The sequence below is a fragment of the Cellulomonas shaoxiangyii genome, assembly GCF_004798685.1.
Taxonomy (GTDB): Bacteria; Actinomycetota; Actinomycetes; order Actinomycetales; family Cellulomonadaceae; genus Cellulomonas; species Cellulomonas shaoxiangyii.
In genome coordinates this window covers 25325-49373 of the sequence record NZ_CP039291.1, presented here as the reverse complement: position 1 = coordinate 49373, position 24049 = coordinate 25325, and the positions used below count along the sequence as shown (strand labels likewise).

Below are 24049 nucleotides of genomic sequence, written 5' to 3'. Positions count from 1 at the left end.
CCCGGAGATCCTCAGGGCGAGGCCGGCTCGCTCCTGAGGATCTCCGGGTTCGGTTTCGGGGGGCGGTGGGCGGCCGGGGCCGCCGACCGTCAGCGGTAGGTCTCGAGCTCCGCCACGCGCGGCGTGCCGCTGGCGCTCGTGATCTCCAGGTTGATCTTCCTCAGCGACACCGCCGGGAAGCTCACGGTCCCGGCACGGGTGCCCGTGGCGAGCACCGCGCCCGTGTCGTTGTTGACGATCCGGAAGCCGGTGATGGAGCCGCCGCCGGACGCCTCACGGACGACCACCGAGGACACGATCGTCGCCGAGTCCCACTTCACCGAGACGCGGCCCGTGGACCCGCTCGGCGACCAGTAGGTGCTCGCGTTGCCGTCGACCACGGCGCCGTAGCTGGTGCCGCCGCCCTTGCCGGAGCCGTCGGCCCCGGCGCCGAGGCTGAGGTTCGTGCCACCGGGCTGCGGGGCCGGCGTCGTCGGGTTCGGGGCCGGCGTCGTGGGGTTCGGCGCCGGCGTGGTCGGGTTCGGGCCCGGCGTGGTCGGGTTCGGCGCCGGCGTCTGCGGCGAGCAGGAGCCGTCGGAGACCCGCATGCCGGTGCCGGCACCGGCCGTGGCGCGCACGAGTGCGGGCACGCAGCTCGCACCGTCGAGGCGGTAGGAGTAGGGCACGCTCACGGTCGTCGTCGACGCCATGCTCGGCCCGGCGGGGCGGGTGTCGCCTCCCGGGCTCGACCACGTGACGTTGTCGAGGATGTTGCCGGCCGTCTGCCACTCGCCGCGCTCGGACGTGTAGAAGGTGCCGAGCACGTCCTTCGAGTCCTCGAAGTAGTTGTTCTCGACCTTCGCCCGCGCACCGGCGCGCGAGTTGATGCCGGACTCGTGGAGGTTGAGGTAGTGGTTGTTGTAGATGTGCGCGAGGCCGCCGCGCAGCAGCGGGGTGCGCGAGTCGATGTTCGAGTACAGGTTGTGGTGGAACGTGATGTTGCTGTTCCCCGTGTCGCTCTCGCTCGACCCGATGAGCCCGCCGCGCCCGGAGTTGCGCAGGATCGAGTACGACAGGGTCACGTACTCGACGTCGTTCTTCATGTCGAAGAGGCCGTCGTAGCCCTCGGACTCGCCGCCGGACGCCTCGAGCGTCACGTGGTCCACCCAGACGTTGCGGACCGTGCTCTCCATGCCGATCGCGTCGCCGCCGTTGGAGGTCGGGGAGCCCGACTTCTTCACGTTCTTGACGGTGACGTTCTGGATGATGATGTTGCTCGAGTCGCGGATGTGGATGCCGATCTGGTCGAACGTCGCACCCGAGCCGACGCCCTCGATCGTCACGTTGCTGATGCCCTTGAGCTCGATCACGCCGGCGGCGGTGTTGCAGCCGCTCCCGGACACCTTCGCGGTGTTGCCGACGGTGATGGTGCCCGACACCTGGATGGTGATCGGCGTGCTGGTGCTGGGCCGGCTGCACAGCGCCTGGTGGATCGCCGTGCCGGTGGACGCACTCACGGTCTGACCGCCGGCACCGCCCGTGGTGCCGCCGTTCTGGGCCGCGAAGCCGTCCGCACGGCCGGTGACGGCGTGCGCCGCGGGGGCGGCGAGCGCGGTCACACCGACCGCGGCCGCGAGCGCGATCGAGGCTCCGGCCGCCAGTGATCGCAGGGCAGTGGGTCGTGTCATCGTCGTCGTCTCACCTTCGTCGTATGAAGTGGGGACTGCACCGGCACCGCCGCTGACGCGTCGAGTAACCGGTTTCTCGACCGTAGGAGACCGCTTTCCGATCCCGCAAGGGGCACTTCACGAGGTGAAACGCTTCGGAGTCGGCTGCTCGGCAGCGCCGGCCGACGAGGACGTCGAGACGCCGCCGACGAGTGGCAGCTGGTCCCGGACGTCTGGAACGCCGTCAGGTACCAGGTCGAACAAGCCGTCTGTGGCTTGTTCGGACAACTCTCCGAATGGACAGTGCGGTGAAGCAGTTCGACTCCGGCGCTGTCACCCTCAGCCCTGGTCAGCGCCCGGCGGGGCCCGGTCTCGCAGCCGCTGGCCGGGGCCAGCAGGCCGACACGCTCGTGAAGGACTCGGTCAGGAACGACCCGAACCTCAGCCATCTGTGGGTCTCACGATCCGGTGAGTTCGGTCCCGAATTCCATGACATAGCCACCAGCACGTGGTGGGATGTCACGACGTCGAAGGGATGGCAGGGGAACCTGAATCGCTACGGGCTCGAGTGGGGCGAAGGGATCGGCCTGTTCACCGAATGACTACTGCATGGATGAAGAGATGGGCGACGCCTGACGGGCTCGCCCGTCAGGCAGCTGCGACTGCGTGGCTGCTCGGGGACGACGTTCCGCGGCCGGAAGGCTTCGGCGACGTCGACGGGAGGGTCGACCTCCGCGGGCTGTCGTTGGCTCCGCCACAAGTTCTGGCTAGATACGGCTTCCGCGGTGTTTCGACGAGCGTCCTTTCTGGAGTGATCGAGCTTCGGAGCAACTCGTGGAGCGCAATAGATCTGAGCGGGTCGACACTGCCGAACCTGCGATTCTTCGACTTCACGTTCGAGAACTGCGCATTCGTGCGTTCGCGGTGCATCGACTGGCGGCTGTGGGGCTCGACCGTCCGGGCATGTGACTTCGAGCGGGCGGACCTGCGCGACGCACTACTGACGTCGTGGCATGAGGGCCAGACGAACACGTGGACGGACGTCTCATTCCGTCGGACGAACCTGCGTGGCTCGACCACGTCGGGCGGCACATTCGACGGCTGCGCCTTTGACGACGCGTCGCTGCGCGGGCAGGAGTTCCGGCAGACGAGTTTCCGGGACTGCACGTTCGCCGGCACGCTGCAGGACGTCCGATTCGACGCCCGCGTAGTCCCGGACATGCCAGTTGCGGACACCATGAGGCGCGTTGACTTCTCTCGGGCCACGTTCCAGGAGGTCTATTTGTCGGGCTGTCGATTCGAGGACGTACGGTGGCCGACGGTACAAGGGATCCGCGTCTACCCCCGCCAGTACGAGATAATGCGTGCGGCCTTGGCGCGCCTTGAAGGCGACGAGCGGCACGAGGCCCAACAGATGCGCTGGATTATCGAGCCGGAGCTGAAGTTTCGCGGTGCAGAGGACTCGGCTGGCGTCTTTGTCCGGGAGGACTACGTCAAGTGGGGCGGTGAACCGCTCGCGACCCTTGCGGAGACTTTGTACTTTCCTACGGCTTGAGCTGACGACGTCCACGCAGCCTTCGGTTGCGATGTCTAAGACGTTGCGTAGGTACTCGCGGGCGAACTCGTCGAGCAAACGGAGCCTGACCCGGTTTTCCCGGACGGTTCGGGTTGGGTGATCATGCCGGCGCGGTAGCGGCGGTGCGAAGGTCCTCGAAGTCGTTCGGGGACCGGTAGCCGAGCCGGAGTGGCGCCGGAGAGGGTTGTAGAAGCCTTCGATCCATTCGAAGATCGCCGAGGCGAGCTCCTCGCGGTCGGCCCAGGTGCGGCCGTCGAGGAGCTCGCGCTGCATGGTCGACCAGAATGACTTCATCATCGTGTTGGCCACGCTCGAGGCGACGCTGCCCATGGACGCGAGCAGGCCCGCGGTGCGCAGGCGGTGGCCGAAGATCCACGAGGTGTACTGGGCTCCGCGGCCCGCGTGGACGATCACTCCGTGCCCTGGCTGGCGGGTCCAGATCGCCATCTGCAGGGCGTCGACGACGAGCTCGGCGCGCATCTGGTCCGCGATGGACCACCCGACGATCGTGCGGGTGAAGACGTCCAGCACCGCGGCGCAGTAGACCTTTCCGGTGGCCGTGGGGTGCTCGGTGATGTCGGTGCACCACAACCGGTCCAGGCCGTCAGCGGTGAACCGGCGCCGGACCAGGTCCTCGCGCAGGGCCGCAGCGGCGGCTGACCACGGCGTTTGCGCCGGTGACAGACCCCGACCAGCCCGGCGGCGCGCATCAGCCTCGCGACACGCTTGCGCCCGCAGGCTAGCCCGAGGCCCAGCCGCAGCTCGGCGTGGACCCGCGGCGACCCGTAGGAGCACCGCGACATCTGGTGGACCGCGACATCTGGTGGACCGCCAGGATCGTCGCGGTGAGCTCGGTGTCGGCCAGCGACCGGGCCGAGGGCGGCCGGGTCGACCAGCCGTAGTAGCAGGACCTGGAGACATTGAGCACCCGGCAGGCCACCGCCACGGAGATCCCGTCGGCGGCGAGTTCACCGACCAGCCGGAACGTCATTCTTGGGAGGACGTTCTCCCGCGCGAAGTTGGCGCTGGCCCGCTTGAGGATCTCGTTCTCCATCTCGAGCACCCGCGTCCGGCGGCGCGGCTCGACCAACTCCTTGCGCTCCTGGCTGGTCAGCCCCCCGACGGCCGGTGTCGACGTCGTCCTGGGCCATCCACCGGCGCAGGCACGACTCGCTGATGCCCAGGTCGGACGCGACCTTCGCGACCGGCTACTGGCCGCCGCGGGCCAGGTCCTCTGCTCGACGCCGGAACTCCGGCGGCTTGGCTGCAGGCACAACGACTCCTCTCGGAGATGACATCGTCGCCTCACAGCAGGTGTCCGGGGAAGCGGGTCAGGCTCCAACCGCCTGCGTACCGCACCGCGCCCGACGTACGGGCACAAGGGCAGGAGGCGGTGGACGGTGGAGCGCCGTACCGGCGCGCCGAGCGCGCCTCCAGCCGGGAACTCCGCTGGGCCTGTCGTCTACCCACCGCCAGACCAACCCGGCTGACCTCCGCCGCCGGGCGACGGTCCCGCGAACTGAACAGCGCCATGACTGCAGCCCGCTGACCACCAGGTCAGCGGGCTCACTGGCGTGCGTGCGACTGCGCCCCTGACTGGCAGGCTCCGGCCTTCAGCACGCCAGCGTGCTAGTAGAACTGCAGGTCAGCGCCAGAAACACGTAACCCCCGGTCGGACGATGTCCAACCGGGGGTTACCTGAACTGCCGCGGCCGTCCTGGACGAACATGCCTTTGTGCGCGAGGCGGGATTTGAACCCGCACGCCCTTTCGGACACTGGCACCTGAAGCCAGCGCGTCTGCCGTTCCGCCACTCGCGCGCGGTTCGGAACAGTAGCACGGTACGGTCCGGGTACCGAACCTGCCGGTCAGCGGCTCGCGTCGGTGCCGCGTCCCGCCCGGGCGCCGGTCCTGCACCGGCCCTGGTCACGGCCCCGGCACCGGGCGACCGCACCGGGGTGTCGGTGGCCCGGGGGCACGGGCCGCGCACGGCACGGCTAGCATCGGGACGGACCGTCGCGGCACCCGCCCGGCGATCCACGAGCACGCGGGCGGGCCTCCTGGCCTGGACGACCGGCCCGGACGACCGGCGGGAGGAGGTGGGCGTGGGATTCCTCGACAAATTCGAGAACGGCGTGGAGCGCGTCGTGAACAACGCCTTCGCGCGCGCCTTCCGCAGCGAGGTCAAGCCGATCGAGCTCGCGGACGCGCTGCGGCGTGAGCTGGACGACCGTGCGGCGGTCGTCGGCCGCGACCGCACGGTCGTGCCCAACGAGTTCACCATCGAGCTGTCCACGGCCGACTACGACCAGGTCGAGCAGTGGGGTGCCGAGGCCCTCGCGGAGGAGCTGGCGGCCAACGTCACCGACCACGCGGGCAGTCAGCACTACGCGTTCGTCGGCCCGGTCACGGTGTCGTTCAGCGAGAACACCGAGCAGGACGCCGGCCGGTTCGCGGTGCACAGCGCGACGGTGCGCGGTGCGGTGGCCCCGGCGACGACCTCGGCCCCGAGCCCGCGGCACCCGCTCATCGACATCGACGGCCAGCGCTACATCCTCACCGGGCCGGTCACCGTCATCGGGCGCGGCTCGGAGGCGGACATCATCGTGGACGACCCGGGCGTCTCCCGGCGGCACCTGGAGATCCGCGTGACGCCGGACGGCGTGATCGCGAGCGACATGGGCTCCACCAACGGCCTGTACGTCGAGGGCCACCAGGTGCCGGCGGCGACGCTGCTGGACGGCAACACCCTGACCATCGGGCGCACCAGGATCCTGTTCTGGACCGGCGGCCCGGACGCGGACGAGTGATGCGGCGCGCATGAGCGAGCTGACCGTCACCCTCCTGCGGATCGGGTACCTGGCCCTGCTGTGGCTGCTGGTGCTGTCCGCCATCACGGTGCTGCGCCGTGACCTGTACGGCACGCGGATCATCGACCGCCGCCGCGCGCCCGCCGCACGCGGCGCCGCGGCCGGTGCCGGCGCCGGCGAGGCACCCGCACCCGTGGCGGAGCCGACCGGCCGGACGCCGCGCCGCACGCGGGGCGGCGGCCCGAGCCGGCTCGTCGTCACCGAGGGCCCGCTGCGCGGCACGACGCTGCCGCTCGGCTCGTCGGCTGTGCTGATCGGCCGCGCTCCGAGCTGCACGCTCGTCCTCGACGACGACTACTCCTCCTCCCGGCACGCGCGCCTGTTCCCGCAGGACGGCCAGTGGTTCGTCGAGGACCTCGGCTCCACCAACGGCACCTACGTCGGCGACCACCGGGTCGAGCGCGCCACGCCCGTCCCCACCGGCACGTCGGTGCGGGTCGGGCAGAGCGTCCTCGAGCTGCAGAGGTAGCCCGTGACGGTCGCCCTCCGCTATGCCGCACGCTCCGACGTGGGGCTCGTGCGCTCCGACAACCAGGACTCCGCCTACGCGGGACCGCACCTGCTGGTCGTCGCGGACGGCATGGGCGGGCACGCGGGCGGTGACGTGGCGTCGTCGGTCGCGGTGGCCGCGCTCGCGCCCCTGGACGGCGAGTCGCACGGGCCGGACGACGCGCTCGACGAGCTCGAGGTCGCGCTCGACGACGCGCGTGCCGAGATCATCGCGCGCAGCACCGCGGAGCCGGACCTCGCGGGCATGGGCACCACCGTCACGGCGATCCTGCGGGCCGGCAACAAGCTCGCGATGGTGCACCTTGGCGACAGCCGCGGGTACCTGTTCCGCGACGGCGTCCTCACGCAGGTCACCACCGACCACACGTTCGTGCAGCACCTGGTCGACACGGGCCGCATCACCGCGGAGGAGGCCGAGCACCACCCGCAGCGCTCGGTCGTCATGCGCGTGCTCGGGGACTTCGACGCCGACGTCACCGCCGACCTCTCGGTCCGCGAGGCGCGCGTCGGTGACCGGTGGCTGCTGTGCTCCGACGGCCTGTCCGGGTTCGTGTCCGCCGAGACGATCGAGGAGACGCTCGCGACGGTCCCGGACGTGGACGCGTGCGCCGACCTGCTCGTGCAGCTCGCGCTGCGCGCGGGCGGCGGCGACAACGTCACGGTCGTGCTCGCGGACGTCGTCGAGCTCGACGACCTGCCGGACGGTGCCATGCCGGGCACGAACGCGAGCGTCGTCGGTGCGGCCGCCCGCTCCCGCAAGCGCCGGTCCGCCGCGGCCGAGAGCCCCGCGGCCCGCGCCGCGTGGCTCACGGGCCGCGCGCGCCGCGGTGAGGCGGCACCGACGCCCGAGGGGGCGCCGGAGCCCGACGAGGACACCCCCGCGGACGGCACCGCACGCGTCGCCGCCGCGGGTGGCCCGGCCGACGGCGGGGACGGCGACCACGAGGACGACGAGGACGAGCCGCTCGCCCCGCCGCCGCAGCGCCGCGGGCTGCTGGTGACGTGGGTCGCCGTCGGCGTGGCGCTGGTCGCCGCGGTGGTGCTGGGCTACCTGTGGACCCAGCAGCAGTACTACGTCGGCGACGGCGACGGACGCGTCACGGTGTACCGCGGGATCCCGCAGACGCTCGGGCCGCTCGAGCTGACGTCCGTCGTCGAACGGACCGACCTCGCGGTCGCCGATCTGCCCGCCTACCTGCGCGAACGCGTCCACCAGACCATCTCGGCGAACTCCCTCGCGCAGGCCCGCGACCTCGTGGAGATGCTCTCCGCGGGCATCGAGGACGAGGAGCCGGCCACGCCGGAGCCCGCCGATCCGGGCCAGCTCCCGACCGACGGCACCACGCTGCCGCCGGCGCCGACCGAGCCGCTGGTGCCCGCCCCCACCGACCCCCAGCCGAACGCGGCGGGCGCCGCCGTGCCCGCCGGGACCGACCTCGACGAGGCCGGCGCGCGGTGATGGCCAGCATCCAGCCCCACCGGGTCCGTCCCGGGCGCGGGACCGAGCTCCTGCTGCTCGTGCCCGCCCTGGCGATCGGCATCGCCGGGTACGTCCTCGCCGGCCTCGGCGTGACCGGCGAGGTGCCGGCGCACGCCGTGGCGTACGCGGTCGGGATGACCGTCCTCGCGCTCGTGGTGCACGTCGTGCTGCGCGTGCGCGCGCCGTACGCCGACCCCGTGATCCTGCCGGTCGTGGTGGCGCTGAACGGCCTGGGCCTCGCGATGATCTCCCGCATCTCGCTCGCGTACGCGGAGCGGGGGCGCGCCGACTCGGGGTTCGCCGACCGGCAGCTCGCGTGGACGGCGATCTCGGTGGCCCTGGCGGTCGGCGTGCTGCTGTTCCTGCGCGACCACCGCACGCTGCGGCGCTACACGTACACCGCGATGGTCCTGGCGCTGGCGCTCATCGTGATGCCCCTGCTGCCCGTGATCGGGCGGTCGGTCAACGGCGCGCAGATCTGGGTGCGGGTCGGGCCGGTCGGCATGCAGCCCGCCGAGTTCGCGAAGATCGCGCTCGCCGTCTTCTTCGCCGGCTACCTCGTCACCCACCGCGACACGCTCGCCCTCGCGGGCAAGAAGGTGCTGGGGCTGCAGCTGCCGCGGGCGCGCGACCTCGGGCCGATCCTCCTCGTGTGGGGCGCGTCGCTGCTCGTCCTCGTCGGGCAGCGTGACCTCGGCACGTCGCTGCTGTTCTTCGGCCTGTTCGTCGCGATGCTCTACCTGGCCACCGAGCGGACCAGCTGGGTCGTGATCGGCCTCATCCTGTTCGTGGGCGGCGCGGCCGCGGCGGCGACGACGTTCGGGCACGTCGGGGCGCGGTTCGACGTGTGGCTGCGCGCGCTGGACCAGGACATCTACGGCCGCGACGTCGGCGGCTCCTACCAGGTGGTGCAGGGCCTGTTCGGCATGGCCAACGGCGGCCTGTTCGGCACCGGGTGGGGTCAGGGGCGCCCGGACCTGGTGCCGTACGCCGAGTCCGACTTCATCATCGCGTCCATCGGCGAGGAGCTCGGCCTCACGGGGCTGCTGGCCGTGCTGCTGCTCTACACGGTGCTCGCCGAGCGCGGCCTGCGCACCGCGATCGGGGTGCGCGACGGGTTCGGCAAGCTGCTCGCGGGCGGCCTGTCGTTCGTCGTCGCGTTCCAGCTGTTCGTCGTCGTCGGCGGCGTCACGCGGATCATCCCGCTGACGGGCCTCACCACGCCGTTCCTCGCGTACGGCGGCTCGTCCCTCGTGGCGAACTGGGTCATCGCGGCGCTGCTGCTGCGGATCTCCGACGAGGCGCGCCGCCCCGTGCCGGTGGTGCGGGCCGTGCCGACGCCCGACATCGGCGTGCCGGTCGCCGTCGCGGGACGCGCCGAGGACGCCGAGACACCGGTGCGGTCGTCGGCCCGCACCGCACCCGACGGCGCGGGGCCCCGCGCCGACGACCGGCCGACCGAGCACATCGGGGGTGACGGCCGGTGAACACGCCGCTGCGCCGCCTCGCCACGCTGGTCCTCGTCATGTTCGTCGCCCTCATGGGCAGCGCGTCATGGGTGCAGTTCGGGCAGGCGTCGGACCTCAACACCGACCCGCGCAACGCCCGGACGCTCTACCGCGAGCACGGGAACGCACGCGGGCCGATCGTCGCGGGCGGCGAGGCCATCGCGGAGTCCGTCCCCGTCGACGACCCGTTCGGCTACCAGCGCGTGTACCCGCAGGGCGACCTGTACTCCGCCGTGACGGGGTTCTACTCGATCGCGAACGGCCGCAGCCAGCTCGAGCGCGCCGCGAACGACGAGCTCACCGGCCGCGGCGACCAGCTCTTCTTCTCCCGCATCCGCGACCTGCTCACGGGTCGCCGGCCCGAGGGCGCCGCCGTGGAGACGACGATCGTCCCGGCCGCCCAGCAGGCGGCGAGCACGGCGCTCGGTGACCAGGAGGGCGCGGTCGCGGCGATCGAGCCGTCGACGGGCCGCATCCTCGCGCTCTACTCCACGCCGGGCTTCGACCCCAACGCCCTCGCGGTGCACAGCACGAGCGAGGCGTCGGCCCGGTACGCGGAGCTCGAGGCCGCCCCCGGCAACCCGCTGCGCAGCAAGGCCACGCAGGAGCGCTTCGCGCCCGGCTCGACGTTCAAGCTGGTCACGGCCGCGGCCGCGCTCGAGAGCGGCGCGTACACGGCCGACACCCCCGTGCCGTCGCCCAACGAGCTGACGCTCCCCCAGACCACCGCGACCATCGGCAACTTCGGCGGCAGCAGCTGCGGCGGCGAGCAGGTCAGCCTCGCCGACGCCCTGCGCGTCTCGTGCAACACGGCGTTCGCGAGCCTCGGCCTGACGCTCGGCGAGGACGCGCTGCAGGAGCAGGCGGAGCGCTTCGGCTTCGACCGCGGTGAGATGACCGTCCCGATCCAGGTCGTCGAGAGCGTCTTCCCGACCGACCTCGACCCGCCGTCGCTCGCGCAGACGGCCATCGGCCAGCGCGACGTCGCCGCGACGCCGCTGCAGGTCGCGATGATCAGCGCCGCGATCGCCAACGGCGGCCGGCTGATGCAGCCCTACCTGGTGGACACGGTGCGCGCGGCCGACCTCACGGTCGTCTCGACGACCGAGCCCGAGGAGCTGTCGACGGCGGTCTCCCCCGAGACGGCGGGCGCGCTGACGCAGATGATGCGCGGCGTCGTCGACTCGGGCACGGGGCGCTCGGCGCAGATCCCGGGCGTGCAGGTGGCCGGCAAGACGGGGACGGCCGAGACCGTGAGCGGGCAGCCGCCGCACGCGTGGTTCACGGCGTTCGCGCCGGCCGAGGCGCCCCGCGTCGCCGTCGCCGTGATCGTCGAGAACGGCGGGAACCTCGGCAACGAGGCGACCGGCGGGCAGGTCGCCGCGCCCGTCGCGCGTGCCGTGATCGAGGCGGTGCTGGGATCGTGAGGACGGCTCCGGGCGTCGCGCTCGGCGGCGGGCGCTACCGGCTCCTGCGGCGGATCGCCGTGGGCGGCATGGGCGAGGTGTGGGAGGCCAACGACGACGCGCTGCAGCGCCCCGTCGCCGTCAAGGTCCTGCGTGCCGAGTTCGCCGGCGACGCCGGCTTCCTCGAGCGGTTCCGCACCGAGGCGCGCAACTCCGCCGCCCTGTCGCACCCGAACATCGCGGCGCTGTTCGACTACGGCGAGCAGGACGGGTCGGCGTACCTCGTCATGGAGCTCGTCGTGGGCGAGCCGCTGAGCGACCTGCTCGAGCGCGAGCCCGTGCTCGACCTGCGCCGCCTGCTGCCCGTGCTCGCGCAGACGGCCCGCGGGCTGCACGCGGCGCACCAGGCCGGCGTCGTGCACCGTGACGTCAAGCCCGGCAACATCCTGCTGGCGCGGTCCGGGAAGGTGAAGATCACCGACTTCGGCGTCTCCCTCGCCGCGGACCAGAAGACGATGACGGCCACGGGCATGGTCATGGGCACGGCGCAGTACCTCTCCCCCGAGCAGGCCGTCGGGCGGCCCGCGACGCCGCTGTCGGACCTGTACTCGCTCGGCGTGGTGGCGTACGAGGCGCTCGCCGGCAAGCGCCCGTTCACCGGCCCGACGGCGGTCGACATCGCGGTCGCGCACGTCAACGACCCGGTGCCGCCGCTGCCGACCACCGTCGAGCGGCGGCTGTCGGCGCTGGTCCTGCGCCTGCTGTCGAAGGAGCCGTCCGAGCGGCCCGCGTCGGGCGAGGAGCTGGCCGGCATGCTCGACCGGCTCATGCCGCAGACGCCGGCGGCGGGGGTCCCCATGCTGGTCTCGCACCCGCAGCGCCCGCGCGACGAGTTCGCGCGCACCCGTCGCGACGAGCCCGCCCCGGCCGCCGCCCCGGCCGTCGCGGCCGCGCCCGCCCCGCCCACCTCCCGGAGCGCCGCGCGCGGTGCCGTGCCGCCGTCCTACCCGCCGTCGCGTCGCAGCCGCTCCGGCCGGGCCGAGCCCGCGCCCGGCACGCGCCGCGCCGTGGCCCGCGCGGCGACGCCCCCGTCGGGCTCCGTGCTCGGCGCCGTGCGCGACGCGGGCGAGAACCTGCGCCGCCTCCGGCTTCCGCTCGTCATCCTCGTGCTCGTGCTCGTCGCACTCCTCGGCGCGGCGCTGGCCGACCGCGTCGTGGGCGCCGACGGCGCGTCCGGCGTGACGTCGACCGCGCGGGCGACGGGTGCGGACGCCGCCGACCAGTACCCTCGTGCGGACGCACCCGGTGCGATGATCACCGCGGAGCGCCGGGCTGCGCGTGCGACGACCGACCCGGCAGGTCGGGACCCGGGCCATCCGCCCGTCCCGCGATCGACGGAAGTGAAGGACGCCTAGTGGTGGACGACGGATCCCGCATCCTGGCCAACCGGTACGAGGTCGGCGAGCTCATCGGGCGCGGCGGCATGGCCGAGGTGCACATCGGGCACGACACGCGGCTCGGCCGCACGGTCGCCATCAAGATCCTGCGCTCCGACCTCGCCCGCGACCCCTCGTTCCAGGCCCGGTTCCGCCGCGAGGCGCAGTCGGCGGCGGCGCTGAACCACCCGGCGATCGTCGCGGTGTACGACACGGGCGAGGACCTCGTCACCGAGCCGAGCGGCACGGTCGCGCACGTGCCGTTCATCGTCATGGAGTACGTCGAGGGCCACACCGTGCGGGACATCCTGCGCGACGGCCACGCCGTGCCCATCGACGAGGCGATCGAGATCACCGCCGGCGTGCTGTCGGCGCTCGAGTACTCGCACCACGCGGGCATCGTGCACCGCGACATCAAGCCCGCCAACGTCATGATCACGCCCACGGGCGCGGTCAAGGTCATGGACTTCGGCATCGCGCGCGCGATCGCGGACTCCGCGGCGACCATGACCCAGACGCAGGCCGTCATCGGCACCGCGCAGTACCTCTCCCCCGAGCAGGCGCGCGGCGAGCAGGTGGACGCGCGCTCCGACCTCTACTCCACGGGCTGCCTGCTCTTCGAGCTGCTGACCGGCCGCCCGCCCTTCGTCGGCGACTCCCCCGTCGCCGTGGCGTACCAGCACGTGCGCGAGGCCCCGCCGGTGCCGAGCCAGATCGCGTCCGACGTCCCCGAGGCGCTCGACCGCATCACGCTCAAGGCGCTCGCCAAGGAGCGCGACGCCCGGTACTCGACGGCCGCGGAGTTCCGCGCGGACCTCGAGGCCGTCCTGCGCGGCGGTGCCGTGTCAGCCCCGGCCGTCGGGGCCGCCCTCGCGGCGGTCCCCGCGGGCGACGCGACGCAGGTCATGGCGCCGCCGGCTGCGACGACCCAGGCCATGCCGCCCACCGCGGTCGGCGCGCCGTGGGGGTCGACGGGGCTCACGACGACGCCCACGCCGCCGGAGGACGACCCGGACGAGAAGAAGCGCAAGCCCTGGCTCATGTGGACGCTGATCGCGGTCGCGGTGCTCGCCGTGGCGGGCATCGTCTGGCTGCTGATCCCGAAGGGCGCGGCGGACCCGGAGACGGTGCCCGTGCCGCCGGTCGCCGGGCAGTCACGGGAGCAGGCGATCCAGACGCTCGAGGCCGTCGACCTCGTCCCGGTGCCGCAGCAGGAGCCCAGCGACACCGTCCCCGCGGGGCAGGCGACGCGCACGGACCCCGCCGAGGGCGAGCAGGTCGACCCGGGCTCCGACGTGGCCCTGTTCATCTCCACCGGTCCGGCCGAGGTGACCGTGCCCGACGTGACCGACCAGACCGAGGCCGAGGCCGTGCGCACGCTCGAGGCGGCCGGTCTGGTCGTCTCGGACGACCGCGAGCCGGTCGACCACCCCACGATCGCCCGCGGGCGCGTCGTCAGCACCGACCCCGCGGCGAACGCCCCCGTCGAGGCGGGCGCCACGGTCACCTTGGCGGTGTCCACCGGCAACGTGGTCGTCCCCAACGTGACGGGCCGGAGCGTGGAGGAGGCGACGACCGCCCTGCGCGACGCGGGCCTGCAGGTCTCGACGTTCGAGGAGCCGAGCGACGACCAGCCCGAGGGCTCCGTGGTCTCGCAGGACCGCGGCGAGGGCGCCATCGTGCCGCAGGGCACGACGGTCAACCTCGGCGTCGCCTCCCCGCCGACCACCGCGACGGTCCCGACGAACCTGCGCGGGCAGACGTACGAGGCGGCCGTGGAGGCCCTCGCCGGCGTCGGCCTGACCAACGTGCGCCGCGAGGACGTCGACTCCGACGAGCCGGCCGGGACGGTCGTCAGCTCGGATCCCAACGGCGGCACGCAGATCGCCCGCGAGCAGCAGGTGACGCTGCGGGTGTCCCGCGGTCCGAGCGAGGACGACGACGACGCACCGGCGCCCAGCCCGTCGGCCACGGGGCCGCGGCCGTGACCGCGGCCGGCTGACGCCGCACACGACGACGAAGGCCCCCGGGATCTCCCCGGGGGCCTTCGTCGTGGGTGTGGCGCGCGTCAGTGCGTCAGAGGCGGACGAGCGGGTGCAGGCCCTGCGACCGCTCGACGGCGTCGGTGGCGCCGCACAGCTCGAGCCAGTTGGCCAGCAGCCGGTGCCCGCCCTCGGTCAGCACGGACTCGGGGTGGAACTGCACGCCGTGCAGCGGCAGCTCGCGGTGCTGCAGCCCCATGACGATGCCGTTGGCCCGGGCGGTGACGGCCAGCTCGTCGGAGAACGTGCCGTCGACGACGGCCAGCGAGTGGTACCGCGTCGCCGTGAAGGGCGTCGGCAGGCCCGCGAGCACCCCGTCGCCGCCGTGCTCGACCGCGCTGGTCTTGCCGTGCATCAGCTCGGGCGCGTGCGTGACGGTGCCGCCGAAGACCTCGCCGAGCGCCTGGTGGCCCAGGCACACGCCGAGCATCGGCGTGCCGGCCTCGGCGCAGTCGCGGATGACCTGGATGCTCTGGCCGGCCGCCGCGGGGGTGCCCGGGCCCGGGGACACGAGGACGCCGTCGTACCCCGCGCGCTCCGCCGCGGGCGGCACGGCGTCGTTGCGCACGACCTCCGTCGCGGCGCCGAGCTGGTCGAGGTACCCGACGATCGTGTAGACGAACGAGTCGTAGTTGTCGACCACCAGGATCCGCGTCACGTCACTCCACCGTGGTCTCGTTGAACGGCATGTACGGCGCCACGGCGGGGTACAGCCACAGGAAGCACGCGGCGACGACGGCGGCCGCCAGGACCAGCGCCAGGAACGCCCGCACGGGCCACGGGCCCGGCAGGTGCCGCCACAACCACCCGTACATCATGAGCCTCCTGCGTCGGTTCGCCCAGCCCCGGTCATGCCGTGCCCAGCAGCTCGGCCGGCGTGCCGCTCGACACGGGCGCCCAGTAGTCGAGCACGCCGTGCACGACGAACCGCTCGCGCGCGGAGTACATCGGGTGGCACGTGGTCAGCGTGATGTACCGCTCGGTCGGCTCCACGCCCGGTTCGTTCGGCACGGGCGCGATGACGCGCACGTCCTTGGGCAGCACGACCTCGCTGCCGGTCACCCGGTAGACGTACCAGGTGTCGGCGGTGCGCACGACGAGCGCGTCGCCCGTCTGCAGCTCCTCGATGCGGTTGAACGGCTTGCCGTACGTCACGCGGTGCCCCGCGAGGGCGAAGTTCCCGAGGCCGCCGGGCATGGCCGTCCCGGGGTAGTGGCCGATGCCGAGCACGTCCAGCACGGTCGGCCGGTCGGTGCCCTGGCTGATCGGCCGCTCGGGCTCGCCGACCCACCGCGGCACCTGCAGGGTCGCGATCGTCTCGGCGTGTGCGGGCTCGACGGCGGGCGGGGGCGGCTCGTCGCGGCGCGGCACGGCGACGAGCGGGGCGTCGTCCCCGGCGGGTGCGACCGGCGGCGCCTCGTAGTCCAGCTCCCGCACGATCTCGGCCTGATCGCGGTCGCCCTCGACGTCGGTCCACCACAGCTGCCAGACGAGGAAGCCGAGGAGCAGCACACCGAGGGTGATCAGCAGCTCCCCGAGGACGCCGACGACGCCGTACGCGACCGCCCGGCCACGCCGGGCCGGCGCACCCGTGCGTGCGTGCCCTGGTGCGTCGCCGGCGGTGCGGTGCCGGGTCGCGCCCTGCGTCATGACGCGGTCTCCTCGGTCGGCTCCGCGCCCCGTGCGGGGAAGGCGTCGGGCTGGGTGGGCAGGCCGGGCAGGACCTCGATGCCACCCGGCACGCGGGCCGACGACAACTCGGTGGCACCGGAGTACGCGGGCAGCTCGATGCGCTCGTCGGCGGCGACGTCCCACCCGAGGCCCACGTCGACCGAGTCGCGCACGTAGCCGCGCACGGCCGGCGACGCGTCCAGGCCGGCGCGCAGCGCCTGCGGGTCGCCGATGGCCCGCACGACGTAGGGGGGCGAGTACACGCGGCCGTGCAGGCGCAGCACGTTGCCGACGCACCAGAATGCGCTCGTCGACACCACGCGCTGGTCCATCAGGCCCATCGCCTCGGCACCGCCCGCCCACAGGGCGTTCATGACCGCCTGGAGGTCCTGCTGGTGGACGACCAGGACGTCGGGGTTGAGGCTCTCGCGCTGCGCGTCGGCGGGCGCGTCGTCGAGGACGACCGTCAGCCCCGGCCCGACGACGGGCACGGACCCGCCCTCCACCAGGTCGGCGGCCGACGGGGTGGGCAGCGCGTACCCGGACACGGCGTTCTGCTCGGCGGCCAGGCGCTCGACGTCCGAGCGCAGCGCGTCGACCTCGACCGACATCCGCTCGACGTTGGCGGCCTGCTGCCGCGAGAGCTCACCGAGGTCCTGCGGGTGGCGGTCGGCGCCGGCGTCGGCGGTGCGGGCGCTGACGGTGAACAGCGTCCCGGACAGGCCGAGGACGGCCCCCACGGCCACCGCGCCGCGGCCGACGCGCGCGCGGCGGGTGCGCTCGACGGCCGGTGCGGTCTCCCCCGCCACCCGGTGCGCCCGCTGGCTCACGCCTGCTCCTTCCCGCCGGTCGAGACCGGCGCGCACGGCAGCCGGGACGACAGCACTACGCTAGGTCACGATCGGCGCCGTGCCGACACCGGTCCGCCACCGAGCCAGCGACGTGCCCCGGACGGCGGCACCGAAGGCGGACGGGCGGCGGCCGCCGGACCACCGTCGCAGACAGGAGCTCACCGACGTGCCCGAGTCGAAGTCTCGCAAGAAGCCCGCGTTCACCCCGCCGCCCAGCACGCCGTCGGCGCCCAAGCCGCTGCCGCGCTGGTACCTGCCGGTCTCGCTCGGCCTCATGATCCTGGGCCTGGTGTGGCTGGTCGTCACGTACCTGTCCCCCGGTGCCGCCTACCCGGTGCCCGGCATCGGTCAGTGGAACCTCGCGATCGGGTTCGGGATCATCGTCGTCGGCTTCGGGATGCTCACGCGCTGGCGCTGAGCCGCCGTCCGTCGCCCACCACGCCGTCCACAGGTTCAAGGCCTGCTCGAGGGTTCCGTACACAGGCGGTGCACAGACCTGTGGATAACTACACCGTTGTAGTTCCACAGGTGTGAGTAACGGTGGGGACGCGGGCGACGGTCCGGAAACCGTCGCTCAGACGAGCCCGTACGCGCCGTAGAGGGCGAGCGCGGACCCGACGAGCACGACGCCGACCAGCACGGGAGCGAGCACGCCGACGAGCGCGCGGCGCTCGCGCGGCGCGTACGCGTAGGCCGCCCCGAGGACGGCGCCGACGACCAGCCCGCCCAGGTGCGCCTGCCACGCGATGCCCGGCAGGACGAAGCCCAGGACGACGTTCAGCACGATGACGCCGAGGATGCTCCGCGCGTCGCCGCCGAGGCGGCGCAGCACCACCAGCACGGCGCCGAAGAGGCCGAAGACGGCGCCGGACGCCCCGACCATGCCCTGGTACCAGTCCCCCAGGGCCGGGGCGAGCAGCACGGCGGCGACGGAACCGCCCAGCGCGCTCAGCAGGTAGAGCGTGGTGAAGCGCAGCCGGCCGAGGGCCTGCTCGAGGTACGGCCCGACCATCCACAGCGCCACCATGTTGAAGACGATGTGCAGCAGCTGGTTCGGTGCGTGCAGGAACGCCGCGCTGAGGAAGCGCCAGGGCTCGAACGCCCCCGCGACCGGGCTGAACACCCACCGGTCGGTCCACCCGGGGACGGTCCACTGCAGCACGTAGCTGACGAGGCACAGCCCGATGATCGTCATCGTGACGACCGGACGCCCGCCGCGGGCGCGCCCGCCGAGGACGGTGCGCTGCTCGGGCCCGGTGCGGGCCGCCTCGGCCACGCAGTCGACGCAGTGCACCCCGACGGGTGCCGGGCGCTGGCACTCCGGGCACGCGGGGCGCCCGCACCGCTGGCAGCGCACGTACGCCGCGCGGTCGGGGTGGCGCGGGCACACCGGGGGCTGGTCGGCCGGCGGCTCCGGGACGGAGCCGCCGGCCGGCGTCGACGTGCTGATCTCAGTCCTCCACGGAGATGGACGTGATCGTGATGTCCTGCACCGGGCGGTCACCCGGACGCGTCGGGGTCGACGCGATCGCGTCGACGACCTGGCGGCTCGCGTCGTCCGCGACCTTGCCGAAGATCGTGTGCTTGCCGTTGAGCCAGGTCACGGGCGCGACGGAGATGAAGAACTGCGAGCCGTTGGTGCCGCCGACCCTGCCCGTCACCGGGTCCATCCGCTTGCCGGCGTTGGCCATGGCGAGCAGGTAGGGCTCGGAGAACGTGAGCTCGGGGTGGATCTCGTCGTCGAACTGGTAGCCGGGGCCGCCACGGCCGGAGCCGAGCGGGTCGCCGCCCTGGATCATGAAGCCCGGGATGACGCGGTGGAAGACGACGTCCTTGTACAGGGGGTCGGTGCGGGGCGCGCCCGTCGACGGGTCGGTCCACTCGATCGCGCCCGTGCTGAGGCCGACGAAGTTCTCGACGGTGCGCGGCGCGTGGTTCTCGTAGAGCTCGACCCGGATGTCACCGGCGGTCGTGTGGATGGTGGCGAACATCTGCCCAGTGTTCCACGGTGCACCGACGCCGCACCGGCGCGGCGGGCGCCACGCCGCCGCGGCGGGGTGAACGGGGGGCGGACCAGGCACGACGGTGGCAGAGTGAGGGGCCACAACCCACCGTCGTCGAGACCAGTTCCGGGAGTGGACATGACCCATCGTCCGAAGATCGACGTGGACACCGAGCGCCTGAAGGTGCAGGCCGCAGGCCTGGGCGCGACGCTCGCCGACGCCGCGGGGGTCGCGAAGCTCGGCGCCCTCGACGCCGCTGCCAAGGCGTCCGGCGCGGCCGGCCACGCCAAGGAGTGGACGACCCCCAAGATCGACGCCCTCGCCGAGTGGCTGACCCCGCGTGTCGAGCACCTGTACCGGGAGAGCATCAAGGCGACGGCCCCGCAGGTCGAGAAGGCCGCGCTCCGGGCGACGCCGGCGATCGACAGCGCCCACGACAAGCTCGTCGCCGACCTGATCCCGAAGGTCGTCGCCGCGGTGAACGAGGCGGCGGTCAAGGCCGGCGCGCAGGTGGAGGCGGCCGCGACGGCCGCCGCCACGACGGCCGGCAAGCACTCGAAGAAGGCCGCCAAGGCCGCCGCGAAGGCGGCGAAGGAGGCCGCGAAGGCCGAGAAGAAGGGCTCCGGCGCGAAGACGTTCTTCCTGGTCGCGAGCCTGCTCGGGGCCGGCGCCGCCGCGTTCGCGTGGCTGCGCTCGCGCTCGACCACCGACCCGTGGGCCGAGCCGTGGGAGCCGGGCGACTCGGCGAACGCCGAGTCGCTGCGCACCCGCGCGCAGGCGGCCACGGGCGACGCCGCGGACGTGGTGGGCCAGGCCGCCGGGTCCGCCGTCGCGCGGAGCCGCGAGGCCACCCGGAAGGCCGCCGAGCGCGTCACGGCTGCCACGGACGACCTGTCGGAGAAGGCTCGGGAGGCCCGCGAGGCCGCGGAGGAGGCGGCGCGCAAGGTGACCCGTCGCTCGGCGGCGAAGACGCCCGACGCGCCGAAGCCGACCGAGGGTCTGCAGACCGCCGTGCCCGCGTCGACCGAGGGCCTGCCGGCGGAGACGGTGACGACCGGGGACGTGCCCGACCCCGTCGTCGACGCCCGTTCCGAGGACGAGCGGGGCACCTCCGGCAGCTGAGCCACCGGCGCTGCACCACCGGCGCTGCACCACCGGCGCTGCACCACCGGCGCTGCACCACCGCGCTGCACCACCCCGCTGCACCGCACCGGCCCCGGTCCCCCACGGACCGGGGCCGGTGTGCGTCCGGGCCGGGTCCGGACGGCCTGCCGAAACCTTTAGTGCGTTGACGCCCGGACGTGGGCGTCGGGCAGCATCGCACCCGGCCCCCGCCCCGGACGACGACGCCGTCGCCCGCGGGCCCGGCCCCGTGGGAGCGCTCCACCACGCTCCTGGTTCTCGTGAAGGGGTAGGTCCATGCCACGTCCTGCACGCGCGTCACGGTCGCTCTGGGCCGGCGCCGCCGCCCTCGCCGTCGCCGCCGGAGCGGTCACCGTCCCGCTGTCCGCCGCGAGCGCCGCTCCCGCGTACAACTACGCGGAGGCGCTCCAGAAGTCGATGTTCTTCTACCAGGCGCAGCGCTCCGGTGACCTGCCGGAGGACTTCCCGGTCTCCTGGCGGGGCGACTCGGGGCTGCAGGACGGCGCGGACGTGGGGGAGGACCTCACGGGCGGCTGGTACGACGCCGGGGACCACGTGAAGTTCGGCCTGCCGATGGCGTTCACCGCGACGATGCTCGCGTGGGGCGCGATCGAGAGCCCTCAGGGCTACACCAAGGCCGGTCAGCTCGACGAGCTCAAGGACAACCTGCGCTGGGTCAACGACTACTTCGTCAAGGCGCACACCGCCCCGAACGAGCTGTACGTGCAGGTCGGCAAGGGCGACGACGACCACAAGTGGTGGGGCCCCGCCGAGGTCATGACCATGGCGCGGCCGTCCTACAAGATCACGGCGTCGTGCCCCGGGTCGGACGTCGCCGCCGAGACCGCCGCCTCGCTCGCGTCGGCCTCCGTGCTGTTCCGCCAGGACGACCCGGCGTACGCGTCGACGCTGCTCACGCACGCCAAGCAGCTCTACACGTTCGCGGACACGTACCGCGGCAAGTACTCCGACTGCGTGACGGACGCCCAGTCGTTCTACCGCTCGTGGTCGGGCTACCAGGACGAGCTCGTGTGGGGCGCGTACTGGCTGTACGAGGCCACGGGCGACGCCGCCTACCTGGCCAAGGCCGAGGCGGAGTACGACAAGCTGAGCAACGAGAACCAGACGACGACGAAGTCGTACAAGTGGACGGTCGCGTGGGACGACAAGTCGTACGCCGCGTACGCGCTGCTCGCGATGGAGACGGGCAAGCAGAAGTACGTCGACGACGCCAACCGGTGGCTCGACTACTGGACCGTGGGCGTCAACGGCGCGCGGGTCAGCTACTCGCCGGGCGGCATGGCCGTGCTCGACTCGTGGGGCGCGCTGCGGTACGCCGCCAACACGTCGTTCGTGGCGCTCGTCTACTCCGACTGGCTGACCGACCCCGTCCGCAAGGCGCGGTACCACGACTTCGGCGTGCGGCAGATCCACTACGCGCTCGGCGACAACCCGCGCAAGGCGTCGTACGTCGTCGGCTTCGGCGCCAACCCGCCGCAGAACCCGCACCACCGCACCGCGCACGGCTCGTGGCTGGACTCGCTCACGCAGCCCGCCGAGACGCGGCACGTGCTGTACGGCGCGCTCGTCGGCGGGCCCGGCTCGCCCAACGACGCGTACACGGACAGCCGCTCCGACTACGTCGCGAACGAGGTCGCCACCGACTACAACGCCGGGTTCACCAGCGCTCTCGCGCGCCTGACCGAGGAGTACGGCGGCACGCCGCTGGCGGGCTTCCCCGTCGCCGAGAAGCCCGACCAGGACGAGCTGTTCGTCGAGGCGAAGCTCAACCAGCCCGCGGGCGGCACGTTCACCGAGGTCAAGGCGATCATCCGGAACCGGTCCGCCTTCCCGGCGCGGTCCCTGCGCGACGCGTCGATCCGGTACTGGTTCACGCTCGACGGCTCCGACGCCGCGTCCGGGCTGACCGTCTCGACGAACTACAGCGAGTGCGGCACGCAGCCGACCGTGGTGCGGCACGCCGGCGGGAACCTGTACTACGCCGAGATCGCGTGCGCCGGGCAGAACATCCACCCGGGCGGCCAGTCGCAGCACCGCCGCGAGATCCAGTTCCGGGTCAGCGGGGGAGCGTCGTGGAACGCCGCGAACGACCCGTCCTTCGCCGGCCTGCCCGCCACGGGCGACCCGGTGAAGACCGCGGCGATCACGCTGTACGAGGCCGGTCGCCTCGTGTGGGGCACGGAGCCGGGCGGGACGACGCCCACGCCGACCCCGACGGCGACGCCCACGGTCACCCCCACGCCGACGCCCACAGCCACGCCCACGGCCACGCCGGCACCCGTCGGCTCCCCGACGAACCTGGCCTACCGGCTGCGCAGCCTGGGGACCGTCGACGCCACGTGGGACGCCGCGGCCACCGGCGCGCCGGCCGTCTCGTACGACGTCGAGGTCGTCGGCGGGCAGACGCTCCGGGTGACCGAGCGGACGGCGACGTTCTACGACCTGAGGAACGGCCGGTACGTCCTGCGCGTGCGTGCGGTCGCCGCGGACGGCCGCACGTCCCCCTGGGTGTCGACCGACATCGAGATCGTCGACGGCTTCCCGACCGCGTCGCCGACCGCGACCCCCACGCCGCCGCCCACCCCCGCGGGCTGCGCGGTCCGCTACTCGGCGAACAGCTGGAGCAGCGGGTTCACGGCCGCGGTGCGGCTGACCAACACCGGCTCCACGCCGCTGACCTGGTCGCTCGCGTTCGACCTGACGGGCGGGCAGAGGCTCCAGCAGGGCTGGTCCGCCACGTGGGCGCAGTCCGGCACCCGCGTCACGGCCACCGGCGCCGCGTGGAACACCACGCTCGCACCGGGGGCGTCCGTGGAGGTGGGCTTCAACGGGTCGCACACCGGCCAGAACCCGGCCCCGACGTCGTTCACCGTGAACGGCACGGCCTGCACCGTGGGCTGACACCGAACGGGTCCCGGTCCGGCTCGACCCCCGAGTCGCCGGATCGGGACCGAACCACCACCGCTGCGGCCCGTGAAGGGCCGACGGTGCGTGCGTCCGACGCGGGGGCGGTCCGGACGCACGACGAGGGCGCCGCACGTCTCGTGCGGCGCCCTCGTGGCGTCCGTGCGGCGCCGCCGTGGCGTCCGTGCGGCACCGCCGGGAGGGGGGGCGCCGCGATCCCGGTTGACCCGGCCCCGCGCGAGCCGCCACCCTGCGCGGATGACGGCACCCGAGCAGGACGCGCCCCCACCGCTGACCGACGTCGAGATCTGGCCGCTGCTGGGTGTGCGCGTGCGCAGCGGGGACCTCGAGCTGCGCGCCCCGGACGACCGGATGCTCTTCGACCTCGCCCGGCTCGCGGCCCGCGGCGTGCACCCCCCGGACTACATGCCGTTCCTCGTGCCGTGGACGCGCGGCACCCCCGTGCAGGTCGCGCGCAGCGTCATGACGTACCAGTGGGGCCTGCGCCAGCGCACGACGCCCGCCGACTGGGCCATCGAGCTCGCCGTGCTGCACGACGGCGTCCCGGTGGGCACGCAGGGCATGTACGCCAAGGACTTCGCGATCACGCGCAGCGCCGAGACGGGCTCGTGGCTCGGCCTCGAGCACCACCACAAGGGCATCGGCACGCGCATGCGGCTGCTGATCCTGCACCTGCTGTTCGAGGGCCTGGGCGCGCAGCACGCGACCACGTCGGCGTTCGCCGACAACCCGGGCTCGTCGGGCGTCACGCGCAAGATCGGCTACCGCGAGAACGGTGTGGCGTACCAGGCGCGCGAGGGCGGCCCGGTCGAGAGCCGGCTGTACGTGCTCGAGCGCGCCGACTGGGACGCGCGCCGCGACGACCTGCGGCTCGACGTGCAGATGGAGGGGGTCGACGCGCTGCGCGAGCAGCTGGGGCTGGCCGAGCCGACGCCCTGACCGGTGGGGGGTGTGCAGGCGCA

The 24049-nt window shown here is 73.3% G+C and carries 20 protein-coding genes, 1 tRNA gene and 2 pseudogenes; 13 read left to right on the top strand and 10 right to left on the bottom strand.

Annotation, left to right across the window (positions count from 1 at the left end; translation table 11 throughout):
- Positions 1–89: 89 nt before the first annotated feature.
- The gene (locus tag E5225_RS00210; protein WP_135974221.1) at positions 90–1667 is read right to left on the bottom strand and encodes a pectate lyase family protein; all 1578 of its coding nucleotides are present in this window, start codon (positions 1665–1667) and stop codon (positions 90–92) included.
- Between the two features lie 287 nt (positions 1668–1954).
- Between E5225_RS00210 and E5225_RS17370 the strand changes: the two genes are divergently transcribed.
- Together E5225_RS17370 and E5225_RS00205 are read left to right on the top strand one after the other, a co-directional pair.
- Positions 1955–2248, top strand: a complete 294-nt coding sequence (locus E5225_RS17370) for a hypothetical protein (protein ID WP_135974222.1) — start codon at positions 1955–1957, stop codon at positions 2246–2248.
- 11 nt (positions 2249–2259) lie between these two features.
- Complete coding sequence (locus E5225_RS00205; RefSeq protein WP_166435995.1) at positions 2260–3201, top strand: pentapeptide repeat-containing protein; 942 nt, start codon at positions 2260–2262, stop codon at positions 3199–3201.
- Between the two features lie 240 nt (positions 3202–3441).
- Here E5225_RS00205 and E5225_RS18250 read toward each other — a convergent pair.
- The 3 genes and pseudogenes from E5225_RS18250 to E5225_RS00190 all read right to left on the bottom strand — a co-directional run.
- A pseudogene (locus E5225_RS18250) lies at positions 3442–3822 on the bottom strand (transposase); the annotation flags it as partial.
- A gap of 128 nt (positions 3823–3950) precedes the next feature.
- Positions 3951–4025: pseudogene (locus E5225_RS18245) on the bottom strand (hypothetical protein); the annotation flags it as partial.
- Between the two features lie 933 nt (positions 4026–4958).
- Positions 4959–5041: transfer RNA gene (locus tag E5225_RS00190), tRNA-Leu, on the bottom strand.
- Between the two features lie 285 nt (positions 5042–5326).
- Between E5225_RS00190 and E5225_RS00180 the strand changes: the two genes are divergently transcribed.
- The 7 genes from E5225_RS00180 to pknB are packed head-to-tail and all read left to right on the top strand — an operon-like array spanning position 5327 to position 14419.
- On the top strand, positions 5327–6031 hold the full coding sequence (locus tag E5225_RS00180; protein ID WP_135974226.1) for an FhaA domain-containing protein: 705 nt from the start codon (positions 5327–5329) through the stop codon (positions 6029–6031).
- 10 nt (positions 6032–6041) lie between these two features.
- Positions 6042–6560 (top strand): FHA domain-containing protein FhaB/FipA, encoded by a 519-nt coding sequence (locus E5225_RS00175; RefSeq protein WP_136225238.1) that lies wholly within the window; start codon positions 6042–6044, stop codon positions 6558–6560.
- A gap of 3 nt (positions 6561–6563) precedes the next feature.
- Positions 6564–8060 (top strand): PP2C family protein-serine/threonine phosphatase, encoded by a 1497-nt coding sequence (locus tag E5225_RS18095; protein ID WP_135975459.1) that lies wholly within the window; start codon positions 6564–6566, stop codon positions 8058–8060.
- Positions 8060–9568: an FtsW/RodA/SpoVE family cell cycle protein gene (locus E5225_RS00165; RefSeq protein ID WP_135975457.1), complete on the top strand. Its 1509-nt coding sequence runs from the start codon at positions 8060–8062 to the stop codon at positions 9566–9568. The genes E5225_RS18095 and E5225_RS00165 overlap by 1 nt, the downstream gene beginning before the upstream one ends.
- On the top strand, positions 9565–11016 hold the full coding sequence (locus E5225_RS00160) for a peptidoglycan D,D-transpeptidase FtsI family protein (RefSeq protein WP_135975455.1): 1452 nt from the start codon (positions 9565–9567) through the stop codon (positions 11014–11016). Before E5225_RS00165 ends, E5225_RS00160 begins: the two co-directional genes overlap by 4 nt.
- On the top strand, positions 11013–12410 hold the full coding sequence (locus E5225_RS00155) for a serine/threonine-protein kinase (RefSeq protein WP_136225236.1): 1398 nt from the start codon (positions 11013–11015) through the stop codon (positions 12408–12410). The genes E5225_RS00160 and E5225_RS00155 overlap by 4 nt, the downstream gene beginning before the upstream one ends.
- Complete coding sequence (gene pknB, locus E5225_RS00150) at positions 12410–14419, top strand: Stk1 family PASTA domain-containing Ser/Thr kinase (protein WP_135972215.1); 2010 nt, start codon at positions 12410–12412, stop codon at positions 14417–14419. Before E5225_RS00155 ends, pknB begins: the two co-directional genes overlap by 1 nt.
- An 88-nt stretch (positions 14420–14507) precedes the next feature.
- Here the strand turns inward: pknB and E5225_RS00145 are convergent, their stop codons facing one another.
- Genes E5225_RS00145 through E5225_RS00135 form a run of 4 tightly spaced genes read right to left on the bottom strand, consistent with a single transcriptional unit; the run spans position 14508 to position 16974 of the window.
- Entirely contained in the window at positions 14508–15131 is a 624-nt protein-coding gene (locus E5225_RS00145; RefSeq protein WP_135972214.1) for an aminodeoxychorismate/anthranilate synthase component II, read from the bottom strand.
- Position 15132: 1 nt separating this feature from the next.
- Positions 15133–15291, bottom strand: a complete 159-nt coding sequence (locus E5225_RS17355) for a hypothetical protein (protein WP_166435873.1) — start codon at positions 15289–15291, stop codon at positions 15133–15135.
- A gap of 31 nt (positions 15292–15322) precedes the next feature.
- On the bottom strand, positions 15323–16123 hold the full coding sequence (locus E5225_RS00140) for a class E sortase (RefSeq protein ID WP_135972213.1): 801 nt from the start codon (positions 16121–16123) through the stop codon (positions 15323–15325).
- Positions 16120–16974, bottom strand: a complete 855-nt coding sequence (locus E5225_RS00135; protein WP_243738080.1) for a DUF881 domain-containing protein — start codon at positions 16972–16974, stop codon at positions 16120–16122. The genes E5225_RS00140 and E5225_RS00135 overlap by 4 nt, the downstream gene beginning before the upstream one ends.
- A 187-nt stretch (positions 16975–17161) precedes the next feature.
- Here E5225_RS00135 and E5225_RS00130 point away from each other — a divergent pair, with 187 nt between their 5' ends.
- Positions 17162–17413, top strand: a complete 252-nt coding sequence (locus tag E5225_RS00130; protein ID WP_135972212.1) for a cell division protein CrgA — start codon at positions 17162–17164, stop codon at positions 17411–17413.
- Positions 17414–17569: 156 nt separating this feature from the next.
- Here the strand turns inward: E5225_RS00130 and E5225_RS00125 are convergent, their stop codons facing one another.
- Together E5225_RS00125 and E5225_RS00120 are read right to left on the bottom strand one after the other, a co-directional pair.
- Positions 17570–18271 carry a rhomboid family intramembrane serine protease gene (locus tag E5225_RS00125; protein ID WP_341765554.1) on the bottom strand — a complete coding sequence of 234 codons (702 nt, stop codon included), beginning with the start codon at positions 18269–18271 and terminating at the stop codon, positions 17570–17572.
- A gap of 175 nt (positions 18272–18446) precedes the next feature.
- Complete coding sequence (locus E5225_RS00120; protein ID WP_135972211.1) at positions 18447–18986, bottom strand: peptidylprolyl isomerase; 540 nt, start codon at positions 18984–18986, stop codon at positions 18447–18449.
- A 150-nt stretch (positions 18987–19136) separates the two neighbouring features.
- Between E5225_RS00120 and E5225_RS00115 the strand changes: the two genes are divergently transcribed.
- From E5225_RS00115 to E5225_RS00105, 3 genes are all read left to right on the top strand, one after another.
- Entirely contained in the window at positions 19137–20120 is a 984-nt protein-coding gene (locus tag E5225_RS00115; RefSeq protein WP_208012445.1) for a hypothetical protein, read from the top strand.
- A 297-nt stretch (positions 20121–20417) separates the two neighbouring features.
- Positions 20418–23063, top strand: coding sequence for a glycoside hydrolase family 9 protein (locus tag E5225_RS00110; RefSeq protein ID WP_135972210.1), 2646 nt, complete (start codon positions 20418–20420; stop codon positions 23061–23063).
- A gap of 261 nt (positions 23064–23324) precedes the next feature.
- Positions 23325–24026 (top strand): GNAT family N-acetyltransferase, encoded by a 702-nt coding sequence (locus E5225_RS00105; protein WP_135972209.1) that lies wholly within the window; start codon positions 23325–23327, stop codon positions 24024–24026.
- Positions 24027–24049 lie beyond the last annotated feature (23 nt).